This is a genomic window from Nocardia sp. SYP-A9097 (assembly GCF_009649815.1).
In the GTDB taxonomy this organism is placed as follows: Bacteria; Actinomycetota; Actinomycetes; order Mycobacteriales; family Mycobacteriaceae; genus Nocardia.
On sequence record NZ_WJIC01000001.1, the window covers coordinates 76288 to 95423 of the forward strand.

General features: G+C 67.3%; 12 protein-coding genes. 2 read left to right on the forward strand and 10 right to left on the reverse strand.

Going from position 1 to position 19136, the window contains the following annotated elements; genetic code table 11:
• Positions 1-120: 120 nt before the first annotated feature.
• The 5 genes from GFY24_RS00360 to GFY24_RS00380 form a co-directional block, all read right to left on the reverse strand.
• Positions 121-831, reverse strand: a complete 711-nt coding sequence (locus tag GFY24_RS00360) for a type 1 glutamine amidotransferase (RefSeq protein WP_153802940.1) — start codon at positions 829-831, stop codon at positions 121-123.
• On the reverse strand, positions 828-2069 hold the full coding sequence (locus tag GFY24_RS00365; protein ID WP_309230243.1) for a MurT ligase domain-containing protein: 1242 nt from the start codon (positions 2067-2069) through the stop codon (positions 828-830). Before GFY24_RS00365 ends, GFY24_RS00360 begins: the two co-directional genes overlap by 4 nt.
• 73 nt (positions 2070-2142) lie before the next feature.
• The gene (locus GFY24_RS00370) at positions 2143-2763 is read right to left on the reverse strand and encodes a pyridoxamine 5'-phosphate oxidase family protein (protein ID WP_153802941.1); all 621 of its coding nucleotides are present in this window, start codon (positions 2761-2763) and stop codon (positions 2143-2145) included.
• Positions 2764-2819: 56 nt separating this feature from the next.
• Positions 2820-4586 (reverse strand): FAD-dependent oxidoreductase, encoded by a 1767-nt coding sequence (locus GFY24_RS00375; protein WP_153802942.1) that lies wholly within the window; start codon positions 4584-4586, stop codon positions 2820-2822.
• A gap of 113 nt (positions 4587-4699) precedes the next feature.
• Complete coding sequence (locus GFY24_RS00380) at positions 4700-5683, reverse strand: EamA family transporter (protein WP_153802943.1); 984 nt, start codon at positions 5681-5683, stop codon at positions 4700-4702.
• Between the two features lie 147 nt (positions 5684-5830).
• On the opposite strand from GFY24_RS00380, the gene GFY24_RS00385 reads away from it, so the two are divergent.
• Together GFY24_RS00385 and GFY24_RS00390 are read left to right on the forward strand one after the other, a co-directional pair.
• Positions 5831-6739, forward strand: a complete 909-nt coding sequence (locus tag GFY24_RS00385) for a LysR family transcriptional regulator (RefSeq protein WP_153803447.1) — start codon at positions 5831-5833, stop codon at positions 6737-6739.
• Between the two features lie 34 nt (positions 6740-6773).
• Positions 6774-7763: an LLM class F420-dependent oxidoreductase gene (locus GFY24_RS00390; RefSeq protein ID WP_153802944.1), complete on the forward strand. Its 990-nt coding sequence runs from the start codon at positions 6774-6776 to the stop codon at positions 7761-7763.
• A 61-nt stretch (positions 7764-7824) separates the two neighbouring features.
• Here the strand turns inward: GFY24_RS00390 and GFY24_RS00395 are convergent, their stop codons facing one another.
• The 5 genes from GFY24_RS00395 to GFY24_RS00415 all read right to left on the reverse strand — a co-directional run bounded on the left by GFY24_RS00395 (position 7825) and on the right by GFY24_RS00415 (position 19094).
• A complete protein-coding gene (locus tag GFY24_RS00395) occupies positions 7825-9540 on the reverse strand; it encodes an AAA family ATPase (RefSeq protein WP_309230245.1) in 1716 nt (571 codons plus the stop codon).
• Positions 9541-9737: 197 nt separating this feature from the next.
• Positions 9738-11540 carry a 2-isopropylmalate synthase gene (leuA, locus tag GFY24_RS00400; RefSeq protein ID WP_153802945.1) on the reverse strand — a complete coding sequence of 601 codons (1803 nt, stop codon included), beginning with the start codon at positions 11538-11540 and terminating at the stop codon, positions 9738-9740.
• A gap of 203 nt (positions 11541-11743) precedes the next feature.
• On the reverse strand, positions 11744-12637 hold the full coding sequence (locus GFY24_RS00405) for a transglutaminase family protein (RefSeq protein WP_309230246.1): 894 nt from the start codon (positions 12635-12637) through the stop codon (positions 11744-11746).
• Positions 12634-15489, reverse strand: coding sequence for a circularly permuted type 2 ATP-grasp protein (locus GFY24_RS00410; protein WP_309230247.1), 2856 nt, complete (start codon positions 15487-15489; stop codon positions 12634-12636). Before GFY24_RS00410 ends, GFY24_RS00405 begins: the two co-directional genes overlap by 4 nt.
• A gap of 23 nt (positions 15490-15512) precedes the next feature.
• The gene (locus GFY24_RS00415; RefSeq protein ID WP_153802946.1) at positions 15513-19094 is read right to left on the reverse strand and encodes a DUF2126 domain-containing protein; all 3582 of its coding nucleotides are present in this window, start codon (positions 19092-19094) and stop codon (positions 15513-15515) included.
• Between the last annotated feature and the right edge of the window lie 42 nt (positions 19095-19136).

Consider the following 19136-nt stretch of genomic DNA (forward strand, 5'->3'; position numbering starts at 1 on the left):
GGCCGCGCGCGAGATTACCGGTCGGTCAGCTTCGCGACAACATATACGGCGTGAGCAACCACGTTCGTTATGCGTGTCGGCTATGTGTCACGGGTGCGGCGTGGTAAGCGCCGCGGCCCGTCAGGCGCGCAGGCGTTCCCGGCGCAGCTGGTCGACCTCCGGAAGATCCAGGGGCGAAAGGGAATCCACGCCGAGGACTTTCTTGATCAGATAGTCGGCGAGTTCGGGATTGCGGGCCAGCGCGGGGCCGTGCATGTAGGTGCCCAGCACCGACCCCTGGACCACACCTTCGAGGCCGTCGCCCACACCGTTGCCGACACCCTTGGCGACCCGCGCCAGGCCGGTCGCCGCGCCGCCGAGTTTCGTTCCACCACGGTGGTTTTCGAATCCGGTGAGCGGTTGGGTGAGGCCGGGGAGCAGGGGCTGGGTGGCAACCTCGCCGATGGCGCGCTTGTCCTGCGGGGAGGTGGTGACGTCGAAAAGCCCTACGCCGTCGACTCGTTCGCCCGAGGAGGTCTCGTACCAGTGCCCCAGCACCTGGATGGCGGCGCAGATGGCCAGCACCGGCGCACCACGGCCGGCGGCCTGCTGCAGGCCCGGATACCGCTGCAGGTGACGGGTGGCCAGCCGCTGCGCGGAATCCTCCGCGCCCCCGAGCAGGTAGACATCCAGGGAGTCCGGAACCGGGTCGGAGAGCGTGATTTCCACGATTTCGGCGGCATGGCCGCGCATGCGCAGGCGCTGGCGCAGCACCACGGCATTGCCGCCGTCGCCGTAGGTGCCCATGACATCGGGCAGCACGAGGCCGATGCGTACGGTCGAATCGCTCATGCCCGCGCCTTCTCTTCCAGGTCTCGGTTCAGGTCACGGAAGGCCGTGTAATTGGCGAGCACCTCCACCCGGCCGGGCGGGCAGGATGCGATGGCGCGCAAGGGATCCGCCACTGTGGTGTGCTCCACACCGGCATAGGTGAGGCGGACCGCCAGATCGGTGGCGCGTTCGCCCGCGGCCACCACCTGGGTGCCCTCGAAATGTTCGAAGCGGACGTCCCACAGCCAGGACAGGTCTTCGCCGTCGGGCACCTGGCCGTTCACGGCAATGACCAAACCCGTTGCGGCGGAGTCGATCATGGACAGCGCCTCCTGCCAGCCGGCCGGATTCTTGGCCAGCAACAGGCGGGCGGTATGCCCGTTCACCTCGACAGTGCGGTAGCGGCCCGCGATCTCGTTCACGGTGCCGGTGGCGCGCGCGGCAGCGGCGGGATCCGCGCCCATGGCGACGGCCGCGGCCACCGCCTGCGCCGCGTTACCGCGATTGGCGCGACCCGGAAGGGCAAGGGCCAGTGGCAATTCCAGGCCATCCGGACCGTAGACGGTGTGCTCGTCCACCCGCCATTGCGGTTCCGGGCGCTTGAAATCCGTTCCGGTGCTGTACCAGTGCTCGCCCTCCCACAGGATGGGTTCACCGCTGCGCGGGCAACTGGTGGCATCCACCGACCAGCCGCTCCCGGCGGATACCCACACCACATTCGGATGGTCGTAGGCGATGGAGGTGACCAGCACATCGTCACAATTGGCGATCAGCACGGCATTCGGATGCCGGGCCATACCGGCGCGCAGGCGGCGCTCGATCATATTGATCTCGCCGACCCGGTCCAGCTGATCGCGGGAGAGATTGAGCAGCACCACCACGGCGGGCTCGAGGGCATCGGCCACATGCGGCAGATGCAGTTCGTCCACCTCGATGGCGGCCAGGTGCGCGGTGCGATTCGCGGTGAGCGCGGCCACGATTCCGGCATCCATATTGGCGCCGTCGGCCTGGGTGGCGACCGCGCCGATCGTCTGTAGTGCGGCGGTGGTCATGCGCGTGGTGGTCGACTTGCCGTTGGTGCCGGTGACCAGCACCGTCCGGCGGCCGCGCCCCAACTGCGTCATGATCGTCGGATCGATCTTCAGCGCGATCAGGCCGCCGATCATCGAACCATTGCCGCGCCCGGCGCGCCGCGACGCCCAGGACGCCGCCGTCGCCGCCCGCAGCGCCAGCTGTCCGCGTACCGAAATGTCTGCCACGCCGCGAGTTTATTGGTGCGACCGCGCCGATGCGCAGGCGGCATAGACCCGGGTGGGGTGAGCTGCGCCGCAATCAGGACTTGTAGAGCAGGTCCTCGTACGTGTGCGAGTAGTGCTTTTCCAATTGTTCGAGGGTCTCGGTGCTGTCCGGCTGCAATTCCTTCACCAGATGAGCCTGATTCGGCAGGGTGTCGGCCGGCCACTCATCCGGCTTCCACAACCCACTGCGCAGGAAAGCCTTGGCACAGTGCAGGAAGATCTGCTCGACCGCCACCTCGACGGCCAGGATCGGGCGATGGCCCTGCACCACCATGTCGTCGAAGTAGGGGGCATCACGCACCAGGCGGGCGCGGCCGTTGATGCGCAGGGTTTCACCGCGACCGGGAATCAGGAAGATCACGCCCACATGCGGATTGCTCAGCATATTCAGATAGCCGTCCGCGCGGCGATTACCCGGACGCTCCGGAATGGCGATGGTGTGGTCGTCCAGTACGCGGACGAAACCGGCCGGATCACCCTTCGGCGAGGCATCGCACTTGCCGTCGGCGTCACTGGTGGCCAGCACCACGAAGGGAGAGAGGGAGATCCATTCCTTGTCACGGGCATGGAGCGCGACGCGCTCCTTGGCGACGGCCCGGGGTGTCGGAGCACCCAGGAGTTCACGCAATTCGGCCGGATCGACGATCTCGCTCATGATTCGATTCAACGCGCGAACCGCCCTGCGCCGCCAGTGAATTGTGCGGTATCTGCCTAAAGCGGGGCGTCGAAGAGGTTCGGCTGACCGGACTTGAAACGCGCGATATCCAACTGCCGGAACGGTTCCAGCTCGGAGGCACGGTAGAGTGTAAAGAGCCGGCAGCGCGGGGCATTCGAGCCGGACACCTCCAGCAGCGCGTTCACCGCCGTGCGCGCGGCCTCGGACGCGCCCTCCATGGTCGCCAGATCCACATTGGTGCGCACGTAATCGCCTGCCAGGAAAAGATTTTCGATATCGGCGGTATGCGATTCCGGGCGCAGTGCCCAAGAGCCCGCGGTATTGATCAACAGCGGATCGGCATTGGTATTGCGCTTGTTCGCACCGTCCCAGGTGATGCCGGTGTCCAGGAACCAGGAGTGCAGGTCCGCGTCGGCGAGCAGTTCGCGCTGATCGTTGAGATGCGCTTTGAGCTGCGCCCATACCTCGCGGGCGATCTCATCGTGGGTGCACTCCTTGGCTGGTTTGCCGTAGAGGAGGCCGGGGGTGTTCCAATCCGAGATGTCCACCGACAGGCAGTCCCGCACGGTGCCGTCACCGAGGCCGGTGACCGGGGTACGCGCCCAGAACTGGTTCTGCGAAATGGAAGTCAGCGACCACGGCGAATCCACGTAGGCGACATGGCCGCGCGCGATACCGATCTCACGCTTCAGGAAGAATTGGATGCCGGTCATCCAGTCCACCATGAGCTGGCTCATACCCGCCAGATCCGGTCGGCGGGAAAGGATTTCGGGACTCCACAGCGTGCGCGCCACCTCGGTGGGGACGGCGCAGACGAAGTAATCGGCCTCGATCTGCCGGGCCGCGCCGGAGCCGTCGACAATGCGGGCCGCGGTAATGCGGCCATCGGCGATATCGAGTCCGCGCACCTCACCGGTCGCGAATTTCACACCGAGTTCGCGCAGCCGCGCGACCCACGGATCGATCCACGCCTCATTGGTGGAGCCGTTCAGAAGACGGTCCAGCGCACCGTCATTCGCGACTTCCAGGGGGTTGCCGAGGAACTGCTCACCCATATTGCCGATGGTGAGGGTGCTGGCCAGATCGTCCTTGGCGGCCACCAGCAGCGTGGTCAGCGTGCGCGAGAGCAGCATGCGGAATTCGGTGGAGCGGCGGCCCGCGCCGACGTAATCACGCCAGGAGACCTTGTCCCACTGGCCATATCGGCGTGCATCACAGCTGGTGTTGAAGACCAGCAGCCGATTGGCGAAGTAGAGCGCGTCTGATTCGGACATCTTGGTGCTGGTGGCAATGGCCGAGCCGACGGTTTCGCGGAAATCGTCGGGGGTGGCCCAGATGCGGCCCGCGCGGCCCAGCGGCAGGATCACATCATCGGCGTCGCGGCGGGAGAAGCGCGCCTCGGGGGCCGCGATCAGATTGTCCCAGACTCCATTGGCGTTGCCCGCGAACGGGATTCGCCGCATGGTGTCCGGAATATGGCGGTAGAAACCGGGGAAGAAGCGGAAGCCGTGCTCGCCCATCAGCTCCGGGCGGCCGTCGCGGCCACTACCCGGCACCGGGATGCTGCGGGCTTTGCCACCCAGTGCCCGGCGCTCGTAAAGGGTGACATCGAAGCCGCGCTCGGCCAGTTCGTGCGCGGCGGTCAGCCCGGCGACACCACCGCCGAGCACCACCACGCCGCGGCTGGGATCGGCCGACGCGAGGGTCGGGCGCAGGGTGGCGGCCGTGCCCGCCAGAGTGCCCGCCGCGACCGCGCCACGCAGCACCGTTCGCCGCGTGACGGACAAACGCTGTCCCGTCATTCCCTACCTCCCACGCCTTGGGGAATCCTAGGCAGCGGGAACCGGCGGCGGGTCCGTAGGGTCGGTTTTTCGTACCCCGTGTCGTCCTTTGATGTGTGTATGCCGACCGTTCGCTACACCTCCGCGAGGCGCGCGGCCGATTCCCCCGGAATCACCCGAGGTGACGGGGTCGCCGTCGGCTCCGGAGCCGGATTCGCAGACTTCGCAGCGCCCGCCGAGGTCGCGGTGAACGCGCCCGCGATCACAATGGCCGCACCCAGCAGGGAGATGCCCGACGGCCGCTCGTGCAGGAACGCCCACGAGGCGGCGATACCCACCACCGGAACCATGAGCGAGAGTGGGGCGACCGTGCCCGCCGGATAGCGGCTCATGAGATAGGTCCACAGGCCCGAACCGGCGATGGTGCCCAGCAGCACGATGTAGGCGAGAGCGGCATATGCGGGCCAGCCACTCGCGGAGAACGAGTCGGCCAGATCACGCAGGCCGGTGGTGGGGCCCTCGGTCATGGCGGACAGTGCGAACATCGGCAGCGGTGGAATGACCGTCATCCACAGCGTCAGGTGGAGCGGGTTCACCGGGCGGGCGGGCGACGGCGCGGAATGCGCTGCGGCCATACGGGATCCGATATTGCCGAACGCCCAGCCCAATCCGCCGAGCAGCGTCAGGATCAGCGGCGGCAGCGCCGCGGAATGCGAACGGTCCCAGCCGATTACCGCCATACCCGCCATGGCGACCGCGATTCCGGCGAACTGGATCGGACGCAGCCGCTCGCGCAGGAACACCGCACCCAGCAGCACCGTGAACGGCGCGGAGGACTGCAGCACCAGCGACGACAATCCGGTCGGCATACCGGCGCGCATGGCACTGAACAGAAACGCGAACTGCAGAATCCCGAATCCGACGCCGTACAACAGCAGCCAGAGCCAAGGCACCTGCGGTCGCGGCACGAAGATCAGCACCGGCACCGCGATCACCGCGAACCGCAGCGCCGCGAAGAAGAACGGCGGAAAGTGGTCGAGCCCAACCCGAATGGCCAGGAAATTCAGCCCCCACAACACCACAACACCCAGGCCGAGCAGCCGATCACGATTGGTCATGCCGCAAATACTGCGGGCGACAATAGATAAGAACAATCGAATAATTCTGCACCGATGATGTAGTAGAACTTACTCATGCCCGGCCCCGAAGACTCCGACACCACACCACCACGGCCCCGCCCTGCAGAGCGGGATGGCGGGTCACTCATGTCGGTCGAGCGGCTGCGGGTGCTGCGCGAACTGGCCGATCGAGGGACCGTCGCGGCGGTGGCGGAAGCGCTGTCGATGACGCCTTCCGCGGTATCGCAGCAATTGAAGGTGCTCGCGCGCGAAGCCGGGGTGGCACTGCTGGAGCCGGACGGACGGCGGGTGCGGCTGACCGATGCGGGGCGGGCGCTGGTGGTGCGAGCCGATGAGGTGCTCGCGGCCATGGAGAAGGCCGCCGCGGAGATGGCTTCGTATCGAGGATCACCGCGCGGGCAGGTGCGGGTGGCGCTGTTCCCTTCCGGCGCAGCGCTTCTGCTGCCGCATGTGCTCGCCGAACTGGCCGAGACCGGAGTGGAGATGATCGCCGCCGACGAGGATGTACCCCCGGTGGAAGTGCCCCGACTCCTCGCCGATTACGACGTGGTCCTCACCCATCGGGATGAGCGATCCGCATCCGTCGGCGGACCGCGCGTGGCCTCACGGGTACTCATGCGCGAACCGATCGATGTAGTGGTCGGCCCGGAACATCGCCTGGCCCACCACGGCGCCGTGGTCCCCGCCGAACTGGCGGACGAAACCTGGCTGAGCGTGCGCGGCGGCTTCCCGGTGGACGACGTACTCCGCTCGATCGCCACCGTCACCGGCGTACAACCGCGAATAGCCCAGCGCCTCAACGACTTCACCGTAATCGAAGCCCTGGTCGCCTCCGGCTACGGCATCGCCCTGATGCCCCGCCACGCCGTCCGCCATCCGGACGTAGTCATGCTCCGCCTCGCAGGCGTGCGCGCCGCCCGCCTCTACGATCTGGCCACCCGCCCACACGCGGAGAAGCGACCGGCCGTCGCGACCGTGCTCGCCGCCTTCCAGCGGGCGGCGCGGCGCGCGACCACACCCGATCCCGAGGCTTGACTTGGAGTGCACTCCAGGTCTTAGCGTGGCCCGCATGAGCATTCGTCTCGGATATCAAATGCCCAACTTCAGCTATGGGGTACCGCCGCGTGAGTTGTTCGCGGCGGTGGCCGCGCAGGCGCGGGAGGCGGAGGCGGCGGGATTCGACGCAGCCTTCGTGATGGATCACTTCTACCAGCTGCCGCTGCTGGGGACGCCGGATCAGCCGATGCTGGAGGCGTATACGACGCTCGCGGGGCTGGCCGCCTCTACCGAGCGAATTCAGTTGTCCGCCTTGGTTACCGGGAATACGTACCGGAATCCGGCGCTCACCGCCAAGACCGTCACCACCTTGGATGTGGTCAGCGGTGGGCGGGCGGTGCTCGGGATCGGGGCGGGGTGGTTCGAGCTCGAGCATCAGGCGTACGGGTTCGAATTCGGTACCTTCACAGAGCGTTTCGAGCGGCTGGAGGAGGCCCTCGAAATCATCACGCCGATGCTGCGGGGACAGCACTCCACGTTCGACGGGCGCTGGTATCACACCGAGGACGCCATGAACGAGCCGCGCGTGCGTGACGATCTGCCGATCATGCTCGGGGGCGGCGGGGAGAAGAAGACGTTCGCGCTGGCGGCGCGGTTCGCCGACCATCTCAATATCATCTGCAATGCCTCCGAACTGCCCCGTAAGATCGACGCGCTGCATGCTCGGCTGGACGAGGCGGGGCGCGATCCGGAGACCCTGGAGACCAGCTTTCTGGCCTTCGTCATTGTCGACGAGGACGGCGACCGGGCACGCAAGATTCAGGCGGATATGCTTGCGCGGCAAGGTATTACGGACCTGTCGGCGCTCCCCGTGGCGGCGCTGCGGCAGACTCCCGCCGACCGGCAGTTCGTCGGCACGCCCGATGAGGTGGCCGAACAGCTGCAGTCCCGGGTGCTCGATCACGGCATCGACGGGCTCATCGTCAACCTGGTCACCAATGGGCATGAGCCCGGCACCGTGGAGCTGGCCGGGCGGGCCTTGGCACCGCTCGTGCACAACTGAACCCGTAGATACGAGAACGCCCCGCAACTACTGTCGCGGGGCGTTCTTCTGGTTGTCGAGCTCAGTGCTGGCGCGGCTGGAAGCCTTGCTGCGCAGCGTGATAACCGAAATCGTCGGCGACCATGGCGGCCAACTCCAGCAGTGCGCGGCGGGTGGGCTTGGAGACCAGCTCCAGATCGATCTCCGCGCCCTCGGCGAGGTGATCGTCGAACGGCACCACCTGTACCGCGCGGGTACGGTCCAGGAACAGTTTGCGCAGCTGATCCAGGTCCACCGTGGAGGAACCCTTACGAGAAGCGTTGACCACCACCACGGTTCGCTCCACCAGCTTGTGATAGCCGTGGTGATCGAGCCAGTCCAGGGTGGCCGAGGCGCTGCGCGCACCGTCGATGGCGGGCGAGGTGACCAGCACCAGCGAGCTCGCCATATCCAGTACGCCGGACATGGCCGAGTGCATGAGGCCGGTACCGCAGTCGGTGAGGATGATGTTGTAGAACTGCTGCAGAATGCCGATCGCCTTGCGGTAATCCGCCTCGCTGAACGCCTCCGATACCGCCGGATCCTGTTCACTGGCAAGCACTTCCAGGCGACTCGGCGCCTGTGAAGTGTGTGCGCGCACATCGGAGTAACGGCTGATGTGGCTGTCCTCCAACAGGTTTCGCACCGTGGAGCGGGTCTGCCGCGGCACCCGGTGGGCGAGCGTGCCCAGGTCCGGATTGGCGTCGATGGCGATGACGCGGTCACCGCGCTCGGAGGCGAAGGTGGAGCCCAAACCGACCGTGGTGGTGGTCTTTCCGACACCGCCCTTGAGCGACAGGATCGCGATCCGGTAGTCGCCGCGCACCGGCTGATTCACCCGGTCCACCAACTGGGCGTGCATCAGATCCGCGGGCGACTCACCCGGGTTGATCACACCGCCGGATGCCTTGTGCACGGCCCGCCGCCAACCACTGCGCGGCGCACGACGCGCCCGGCGCAAGAGGTTCAGGTCATTGACCGAGTGTGCGGGCGGTGGCGGCTGCTGGAAACCGCCCGGCTGCTGCGGAAAACCCTGCTGCGGCTGGCCATTCCAGCCCGGCGGTGGGAAGCCCGGCTGCTGCATCTGCTGTTGCGGCGGCTGTGCGGGCGGCGGAGACCAGCTGTAGATCGGCCCGCCGGGCTGATCATTGGCGGGCGCGAACTGGCCGGGCTGCCCGAACTGACCGGGCGCACCGTTCGGGTCGCCGGGCTGATCGGGAAACACCCGGCGAACCATGCCGTCACTACCGATTTCCTGCCGGATCTCGCCGTACGGGGTGTCCTCGCGCACCTCACCGTAGAGCCCGTCGGGACCCGGAAACGGCCCCGGCGCACCGGGATTCGGCGGCGGCGCGAACTGGCCCGAGTCGGGCGCGGCGAAGTTACCGTTGGGCGGGAAACCCTGCTGACCATTCTGGAACGGTCCCCCCGCGAACGGCCCCTGCCCGTCGAACGGTCCGTTCGGACCGCCCTGGAAGGGTGCGCCGTACGGGCCCGCGGGCGGGAATCCGCCCGGCGCAAAGGAATTCGGTCCCGGACCGTACGGTCCCGCGCCTTCGGGCTGGAAGACGGTCTGCTCGATCGAGTCCGGCACCGGCGGGAAGAACCCGGCACCCTGCTCACCGTCGCCTTCGGCCGCGGTGGCCTGGTCCCCCTCCGGGGTACCCACGCCGGACGAGGGTCGCTCGTCCTTGGCATCATCGCCATCCACCGGCAGCCCAGCCGCCTGCGAGGTCGAATTCTGATCGTTCGTAGTCACGTGTCCCCCATCTGCTCGACAGCTCGAACAGAGAGCTCGGCGCTAATGCAGCCACCACGCTAGCATTGCTGACCCGCTCTCATCCTGGCCTGGTAACCCTTTGCACCCCTGCGCAACTGCACCGCAACCAGGAGTTCATCACCCTCGGACAATGAAAACCCGCCCCGGACAATCGGAGCGGGCTCATCGAGGGTCTGTCAGTTGCCGCGCGCGGCCCGGTTCACCGCGGAGACCACGGCGCGCAGCGAGGCGGTGGTGATCGAGGTGGCAATGCCTACGCCCCAGGTCACCTTGTCGCCGATGGCGCACTCCACGTAGGCCGCGGCCTGCGCGTCGTCGCCGGAGGACATGGCGTGCTCGCTGTAGTCCAGCACCCGCACGTCGTAGCCGATGGTGGCCAGCGCGTCCACGAACGAGGCGAGCGGGCCGTTGCCCTCACCGGAGATGGCCTGTTCCACGCCGTCCACCTTGACGACAGCTTCGATATGGTCGACGCCGCCGTCCAGTTCGGAGGCGGTGACCTTCTGGCGGATGCGCTCCAGGGGCACGATCGGGGTCAGGTACTCCTCGGCGAAGACGTCCCACATCTCCTTCGGGGTGACCTCGCCGCCCTCACCGTCGGTGATCTTCTGCACCGCCTGGGAGAACTCGATCTGCAGCCGGCGCGGCAGCGCCAGGCCGTGATCGGTCTTCATGATGTAGGCCACGCCGCCCTTGCCGGACTGCGAATTCACCCGGATGACAGCCTCGTACGTGCGGCCGACATCCTTCGGATCGATGGGCAGGTACGGAACCGCCCAGGTCATATCGGCCACATCGGAGTCCGCGGCGTCGGCGGCGGCCTTCATGGCGTCCAGGCCCTTGTTGATGGCGTCCTGATGCGAACCGGAGAACGCGGTGTAGACCAGGTCGCCGCCGTACGGATGACGCTCGGCCACGGGCAGCTGGTTGCAGTATTCGACCGTGCGGCGGATCTCGTCGATATTGCTGAAGTCGATCTGCGGGTCGACACCACGGGAGAACAGGTTCATCCCCAGGGTCACCAGGCAGACATTGCCGGTGCGCTCACCATTGCCGAACAGGCAGCCCTCGATGCGATCCGCGCCGGCCTGGTAGCCCAGTTCGGCGGCGGCCACGGCGGTGCCGCGGTCATTGTGCGGGTGCAGCGACAGCACGATGGAATCGCGGCGCGCCAGATTGCGGCTCATCCACTCGATGGAGTCGGCGTAGACGTTCGGGGTCGCCATCTCCACGGTCGCGGGCAGGTTGATGATCAGCGGCTTCTCGGGTGTCGGCGCGATGATCGCGGAGACCGAATCACACACGTCCAGTGCGTAATCCAGCTCGGTGCCGGTGTACGACTCGGGGCTGTACTCGTAGCGCCAGTTGGTGTCCGGGTACTTCTTCTCGATCTCCAGGCACAGCGTGGCGGCGTCGGTGGCGATCTTCTTGACGGCCTCGCGGTCCGCGCGGAAGACCACCCGGCGCTGCAGGATGGAGGTCGAGTTGTAGAAGTGCACGATGGCGTTCGGGGAGCCCGCGCAGGCTTCGAAGGTGCGCTCGATCAGTTCCGGGCGGGACTGGGTCAGCACCTGAATGGTGACGTCGGCCGGGATGGCGCCGTCCTCGATGATCTCGCGGACGAAGTCGAAGTCGGTCTGGCTCGCGGCCGGGAAGCCGACCTCGATCTCCTTGTAACCCATTCGCACCAGCAGGTCGAACATGCGGCGCTTGCGGGCCGGGCTCATCGGATCGATCAGCGCCTGATTACCGTCGCGCAGGTCGACCGCACACCACTGCGGGGCACGGTCGATGACCTTGTCCGGCCAGGTGCGGTCGGCCAGCGTGACGGGCTCGACCTCCTCGGCGAACGGCCGATACCGAAAAGTCGGCATGGAGGAGTTCTTCTGCGTGTTCCAGGCGGGCTGATCCGCAGGAGCAGGCTTGGACGGCACATTGATCGTGCGCGAACCGGATACGAAGGCATCAGCGGGTGACATGGCGATTTATCTCCGAGAGTGTGGCTGGATCCCAGTTATGGGGTAGACCGGCACGACGAACACCCGCGACGGGAGCCGGTCCGTATCAGACCCCGCCGCGGCGGCCGAGGAGAAGGCTTGCCCGCTGCATGATGATCAGGAGTTTACAACGTGGCAATACGGTGCCGGAAGCAGGGGCGAACACACTGTCGAGGTAGGTGGAATCACGCATCGGTGCACGCCTCGAGCGGGGCCACATCGACGGAGACACGGATGGTGCTCTCCTTCGCGTCGGTGTAGATGATGCCGCGCACCGGCGGCACATCGGCATAATCGCGACCCCAGGCCACGGTCACATAGCGTTCGTCGGCGAATTGGTTGTTGGTGGGATCGAAGTCGACCCAGTGCCCGTCGGCGCTGCCATCGGGCAGCCACACCGCCGCCCAGGCGTGCGTGGCGTCCGCCCCGACCATCCGTTCCCGGCCGGGCGGCGGGTCGGTGGCGAGATAGCCGGAGACATAGCGGGCGGCCAGCCCCAGTGAACGCAGGCAGGCGATGCCCAGGCGCGCGAAGTCCTGGCAGACGCCACGGCGATCGGCGAAGACATCGGCGACGCGGGTGCTGACGGTGGTGGAGCCGGATTCATAGGTGAAATCGGTGTGGATGCGGGCGGTCAGCTCTTGCACGGCTTCCAGCAGTGGGCGACCGGGCGGGAAGGATTCGGCGGCATAGGCGGCGACCGCCGGAGTGATCTCGGGCGGATTCAGGTCGAGGGTGAATTCCACTGCGAGCGGGCCGTTCTCGATATCCGGGCAGGCTTTCTCCCACGGACCGGGCGCGGGGATCTCCGGCGGATTCGTCACCTCCACCATCGACTCCCCCGTCACCTCCAGGCGGCGATGTTCGGCGGTGACATGGAAATACAGGGTGGTATTGCCATACACATCGGTGCCGACCGAACGATCCGACGGCACCGGATCGACCCGGATATCGTGCGACAGCAGCCGCTGGCCGGGGAATGCGCGCGGCGTCAGATAGGCGCGGCCGTAGGAACTGGTGACCTCGTCCGAATACACGTAGACGGTGCTGTGCAGCACCCGATAGCGGCGCACCCTCACCCCACCACCCGGGTGGAGCCCCACAGCGGCTGGATCTCGCGCGGCACCGAAAGCCTGGTGGTTTCGAAGGATTCGGAGATCTTGCGCAGTCGCAGGTGCACGCCGTCCAGCAGTTCGGCGAGTTCGGTGCGGCAGCCCGTCGCGTCGGTGACCTCCAGATCGGCCGGATCGACACGGCGCAGCATGCGCTGAGCATCGGTCAAGAGTCGTTGCGGGCGGGTGGATCCGGAGGCGGCGGGCAGGGCCAGAAAGTCCGCCTCTAGGCGTTCGAGCTGATAGGCCAGCGAGCGCGGATTGCTCCGGTCGAACAGCAGCAGACCGGCGACCGCGGCGACCCGGAGCGAATCCCGGTGCCGCCGCCGGTAGCTCACCGACGAGACGGTGGCCTGCAGCACCGCCTCGGTGACCACCCGGCCCACCTCCGCCGGATACGTGTCGGTGAGCGCGGCCGCCAGCAGCGAGGTCAGCGCGAGGCCGCGCTCCAGGCGGCGGCCGATATCCATGACATGCCAACCGGTATCGCGCACAGTGGATTCCGCGTCGATACCGGACAATGAGAGCAGGGCCGCCAAGGCCCGGGAATGTACGGCCGACAGTGCCGCGCCCAGATCGCCGCGGGCGGAGAGGTACTCCGACAGTGCGCGATCCACCGCACCCATGATCATCCAGGTATCCGGTGAAAGCTGGTCTCGCACAGCGCGAGCCGCGGTGCCATAGCGCTCGACCGCGAAGGCCAGTGAGCCGGAGAGCTCCCGGTCGACCGTCAGCGAGACCAGGTAGTCGTGCTCGCGTCGCGATGCGCCGGGCAGCGCGATGGGCATGGTGGGCTGATCGGAGAATTCGCGGCGGCGGTGCGCGGCGGACATCTCGGCCCGCAGCTCCCTGGTTGATTCCTCCGAACCTCTGCCCTGACTCTGCGACCGGCCGCCCTGACTCTGTGACTGGCCGCCTTGGCTCTGCGATTGACCGCTCTGGACTTGACGTTGACCGCTCGAATCCTGATGCTGCACAGCCTGGTACGGCTCCGCGGTGCTTCGTGTTTCGTCCGATGCCGGTGCGGTTCTTCTGGGCGGAGGCGGCGTCGTGCCGGTCATATGACCCAGGGCCGCTATCAGGATCGGCATGGCCTCCGAGCCCTCCAGCCAGGGGCGGTAGCGGTAGTCCTGGTAGCGGTCGTGGGTGGCGTCGAGCAGGCGGACGGTGGCCTCGGCGCGTTCGACGTAGCGGCCCATCCAGAACAGATCGTTGAGCACGCGCGGGGAGCTGATCACATCCACGGTGGCAATGGCGGGGACGCGGCGGTCGCGTTCCTCGATGACCTCCACGGCCGGGACCGCGGCCGGGGCGGCGCGCACCCAGACGTCCTTGGCGGCGACCTCCCCGATCATGCCGTCGGGTCCGGTGCGCTGATGCAATTGGCCGAGTCCGCCTGCCATGACGCGGTATCCGACGCGACCGGCCAGTGAGAACAGGCGCACTGCGACGGGTGCGGCGGCGAGATCACCGGTGGCGGCGACCGCGGGGGCCACCGAGAATCGGGCCGGTTCCTGCCCCACCCAGCGCCAGCCCTCGGCGGCAATGCGTTCGCGCCACTCCGCGCGCTGCAACCGGGTCAGCAGTGGCCCGAAGACGGTGGCCGTATCGTCGAGGGTGGAGCGCAGGATCAGCCGATGCAGATTTCCGATGAGATGTGATCGCTGGGAATCGTCTCCGCCCCAATAGGTTTCGATACTCGGCAGCTTCAGGTCCTCATCCAGCAGCGCACGGGACAGCTCCGGCAGGAATGCCCCGAGTGCCGGACTCTCCAGCAGTCCGCTGCCGAGCGTGTTGACCACCGTGACCGCGCCCCGGCGCAGCACCTCGACCAGCCCGACCACACCCAATCGCGAATCCGGGCGCAGATCCAGTGGATCGGAGAATTCGGCGTCGACGCGGCGCAGCACCACATCCACCTGTTTGAGGGTGCCGAGCGAGCGCATCCACAATCGCCCGTCACGCACCACCAGATCGGCGTTCTCCACCAGCGGAAAACCCAGCACGGACGCGAGATAGGCCTGATCGAAGGCGGTTTCGGATTGCGGGCCGGGGCTGAGCACCACCACCACCGGCTCCTCATCGGCGGCATGCGGCGCGGCCTCGACCAGCATGAGCCGCATGGCGCGCACGAACGGATTCAACGGTAGCGGGCTGGCCAGTTCGAACGCCTCGGGTATGGCCGCGGAGACCACGCGCCGGTCGGCGAGCGCGTAGCCCGCGCCGGACGGCGCCTGTGCCCAGTCGGCCAGCACCCGGAAGCCGCCGTCGCTCCACCGGCTGATATCGCAGGCGTGCAGGAACAGCTGATGTCGTCCCGGGAGTGAAATCCCGTGTGCCGCACGCATATACCCGTGGTGGCCGAAGACCACCCGCGGCGGTAGCAGGCCTGCGGTCAGGGTGCGGCGCGGGCCGTATACGTCCGCGAGGATGGCGTCCAGTAGTCGCGAGCGCTGTACCACGCCCGCCTCCAGATCTTGCCAATCCGCGGCATCGAGCAGCAGTGGGATCGGGTCCAAGCGCCAGAGTCGCGGCGGCGCGGGCTCATTCGCGGTGCTGCCGAGTTCGGTGTAGGTGATGGCGTCGTCCTCGACGAGCCGCCGTACCCGCGAATCCAGGGCGTGCAGACCGTCCCGGCCCTGCTCCAGGAATTCGGCGGAGAGCTCCGCCCAGCTGGGGCGCAGCCGGCCGCCGCCGTTCACCAATTCGTCGTAGTAGCCGTCGGTGGGCAGGCCGACCGCATCGATCGAGCCCGTATCGGCCGCTGCCGCACGGTATTTCGCGTATTCGCCGGGTGCCGTCGTGTCGAACACTGTCACCGTCACCACTTTCGGGCGTATGCCTACCGGTCGCCGGCGCCCCACACCGTGCGCGCCCGGCGTAGATCGAGGATCCCGGGCGCGCCGATATCGGTGGCCTGTATGGCCATTTTGGCACGCAGATCCGCTATGTCGACCGGGCCCGAAGTATGTCCGGCCGGTTCGAAACGCCGATTGCGCCGCGATTGCGCCACCATCGCGTTCACCGGCGGCCCGGCATAGAACATGCCGCCCGGATGCGAGACGTGATAGGTGCAGCCCCCGCGCGAAAGACCGGTCTCCAGATCCACCACATCGAAGATCAGCGGGGCGTCCACGGTGATAGTCGGATGCAGTGATTCAGGTGGCTGCCAGGCGCGATACCGGACGCCACCGACCTGCACATCGTCCCTGCCGGCGGCCATCAGCGGGATCGGGAAACCATTGCAGGTCACCGCATAGCGGCCACGATCCGCCCCGGTCACCCGCACCTGCATACGCTCCACCGAGGAATCCACATAGCGGGCGGTGCCGGCGGCCGTGGTCTGCTCGCCGAGGGTGTTCCACGGTTCGATGGCCCCGCGCAGTTCGACTTCCATATCCCCGAGTACCACCGTGCCGAACCTCGGAAAACGAAACTCGGAGAACGGTTCCAGCCAGCTGATATCGAATTCGATACCGTGCGAGCGCAGATCGGCCGCGACATCGGCGATATCGGCGGCCAGGAAATGCGGGAGCAGATAGCGGCCGTGCAGATTGGCGCCGTGCCGCAGCAGCGGAGCGGTGTACGGGCGCTCCCAGAACCGCAGCACCAGCGCCCGCACCAGCAGCGATTGCACCATGGCCATGCGGAAATGCGGTGGCATCTCGAAGCCGCGCAACTCCACCAGGCCGAGGCGGCCGCGTGCGGAATCCGGACTGTACAGCTTGTCGATACAGAATTCGGCGCGATGGGTATTGCCGGTGAGATCGGTGAGCAGATGCCGCAGGGCGCGGTCGACCACCCAGGGCGCGGCGGCATTCTCGGCGGGTGGTCCGCCGGAACCATTGGTGAGCCGCGCGATCTCGTCGAAGGCGATCTCCATTTCGTAGAGGGCCTCGACCCGGCCCTCGTCGGCGCGCGGAGCCTGCGAGGTGGGACCGATGAAGCGACCGGAGAACAGGTAGGACAGCGCGGGATGCCGCTGCCAGTACCTGAGCATGGAGACCAGCAGATCCGGGCGGCGCAGCAGCGGTGACCGCGCCGGGGTGGGCCCGCCCAGGGTGATGTGATTGCCGCCGCCGGTACCCCGATCGGTGCCGTCGACATCGAAGGATTCGGTACTCAGGCGTGCCGATCTTGCTTGCTCGTAAAGGGTTTCGAGGAGCTCGGACTGTTCGGTGAAGCTCGCGGCGGGCTGCACGTTCACCTCGATCACGCCCGGGTCCGGGGCGATCGAGAGCGATTGCAGCCGGGCATCGACCGGCGGGCCGTACCCCTCCAGGACCACGGGCTGGCCGACCGCCAGCACCGCCTCCTCGACCCGGCGCACCAGATCGCAGAAGGCCCCGAACTCCTCGACCGGTGGCAGGAAGATGAACGGCTGCCCGTCCCGAATCTCCGCCACCAGCGCGGTGATCGGCGCGCGATCGGCCGATTCGACAATGGCATCCGGTTCGTCGATCTCCAGGGGCAGGCGGGGCGCGAAAGGATCCGACTCGGGTCGGCGCGCGGGAGCACGCCAGGAGACCGAGCTCAGCGGTAGCCGTAATCCGGCCGGAGAATCGCCCTCCGTCAACATGATTCGGCCGCGCCGCAGCCGCCAATCCGCGCTCGCCCAACCGGCTTCGTCCGAACGCCGGTACAGCGGAAGCACATAGGCGACCGGCTCCCCCACGGCGGTATCCAGTCGGGCCAGCAGCGCCCGGCGGGATCGGGCCGAATCCTGTTCCGGCGCAAGGTCGTCACCGGAGTCGACGGGCACGCCCATCGGCTGGGCGGCCTGCGTCGCGACGCGCAGCAGCGGATCCTCGAACGCGGGACGCACCTGGGAATCCGGTAGCCCCAGCCCCTGTGCGACATGCGCGATCAAGGCCCAGGCGGTTCCGGCGTCCACCTGCGCGCCGGATTCGTCTTTCTCCGAGTCGGATTCGAGTTCGGTCGTATCGCCGTTGGTATCGCCCAGGGCTGTCCTGTGCGGGACATCGACTGCGGCATCGGATCCATTCACGAACGCCGCGGTGGTCACCTGCGGTTCGACCACCGCGGCGGTCTGCGTGCGTGCGGGGACTCCGGCGCCCCGGCTCGACGTGGAACCCCCAGCGGGACGCGGTCTTTCGGGCAATGCCACCGGAGGTGACGGAGCCGGTGGCAGCCACGGATTGCGCAGCAGGCCGGGATGCTGCCAGAGCGCCTGGCCGTCGGTGCGCCACAGCATGGCGATTTCCCAGCGCGGCAAGGGTTCTCCCGGATACCACTTGCCCTGCCGGTACTGCACCAGACCGTCGGGGGCGTAGATGCGGCGCAGGCGCTGGGCGAGATCGGCCGCACGCTCACGCTTTCGGGGTCCGTCGGCATCGGTGGTCCACTCCGGACCGGTCTGATCGTCGAGCGAGACGAAGGTGGGCTCACCACCGATGGTGAGGTCTATGCCCGCGGTCCGCATGCGGGCGTCCATAGCCGCGCCCGCCGCGGCTATGCGCTGCCACTGAATATCGCTGTAGGGCAGCGTGACTCGCGGATCCTCGTGGATGCGGTGGACGGTATTGGAGAAATCCAGGGTGGCACGCACCGGATCGGTCGCGCCCGTAATGGGTGCCGAGGAGACCGGATGCGGGGTCGCCGCCAGCGGGATATGCCCCTCACCGGCGAAGAGACCGGAGGTGGGGTCCAGGCCCACCCAGCCCGCGCCGGGCAGGTACACCTCGGTCCAGGCGTGCAGATCGGTGAAGTCGGCGGGCGGACCCGAGGGGCCGTCCAAAGACGGTACGTCCTGGGCCAATTGGATGAGATACCCGGAGACGAAGCGGGCGGCCAGGCCGAATTCGCGCAGGATGGAGACGAGCAGCCAGGCCGAATCACGGCAGGACCCGATACCGGTGTCGAGGGTGTGATCCGGTGTCTGCACACCGGGTTCGAGGCGGATGCTGTAACCGACATCCTCGCGCAGCGCCTGATTGAGGCCGATCAGGAATTCGATGGTGCGCGTACTGCCCTGCGGCCGGTGCCGGTGCACCCAATCGCGCACCGATTGCCCTGGCCCGGAACCGGATTCGCCCTCGTCGACCGGGCGCAGGTACACCTCGAGGTCGGCGGCCAGGGCGGGCGCGTAGGTGAAGGGGACGTATTCGGCGGCGTCCTCGATGAAGAAGTCGAACGGATTGATCGCATCCATATCCGCGATCAGCCCGATGGTGATGGACAGCTCCTGCGCCGGTTCCGGAAATACCAGGCGCGCCAAGAAGTTTCCGAAGGCGTCCTGCTGCCAGTTCACCCAGTGATCGGCGGGGGTGACATGCATGGAGTAGCTCTGGATCGCGGTGCGCGTATGCGGCGCGGGTCGCAATCGGACCACGTGCGGATGGATACGCACGGGGCGATCGAAGGTGTAAGTGGTGCGATGTTCGAGGGAAACCCGAATCCCCATAGTCAAGTTCACCACGCCGGACCGGGACACGCAGGGTTTATC

Excerpts from the sequence above, each read along its gene's own strand:
- GFY24_RS00360 (WP_153802940.1), bottom strand. The coding sequence starts at position 831 with ATGAGCGATTCGACCGTACGCATCGGCCTCGTGCTGCCCGATGTCATG.
- GFY24_RS00370 (WP_153802941.1), bottom strand. The coding sequence starts at position 2,763 with ATGAGCGAGATCGTCGATCCGGCCGAATTGCGTGAACTCCTGGGTGCT.
- GFY24_RS00375 (WP_153802942.1), bottom strand. The coding sequence starts at position 4,586 with ATGACGGGACAGCGTTTGTCCGTCACGCGGCGAACGGTGCTGCGTGGC.
- GFY24_RS00380 (WP_153802943.1), bottom strand. The coding sequence starts at position 5,683 with ATGACCAATCGTGATCGGCTGCTCGGCCTGGGTGTTGTGGTGTTGTGG.
- GFY24_RS00385 (WP_153803447.1), top strand. The coding sequence starts at position 5,831 with ATGTCGGTCGAGCGGCTGCGGGTGCTGCGCGAACTGGCCGATCGAGGG.
- GFY24_RS00390 (WP_153802944.1), top strand. The coding sequence starts at position 6,774 with ATGAGCATTCGTCTCGGATATCAAATGCCCAACTTCAGCTATGGGGTA.
- leuA (WP_153802945.1), bottom strand. The coding sequence starts at position 11,540 with ATGTCACCCGCTGATGCCTTCGTATCCGGTTCGCGCACGATCAATGTG.
- GFY24_RS00415 (WP_153802946.1), bottom strand. The coding sequence starts at position 19,094 with ATGGGGATTCGGGTTTCCCTCGAACATCGCACCACTTACACCTTCGAT.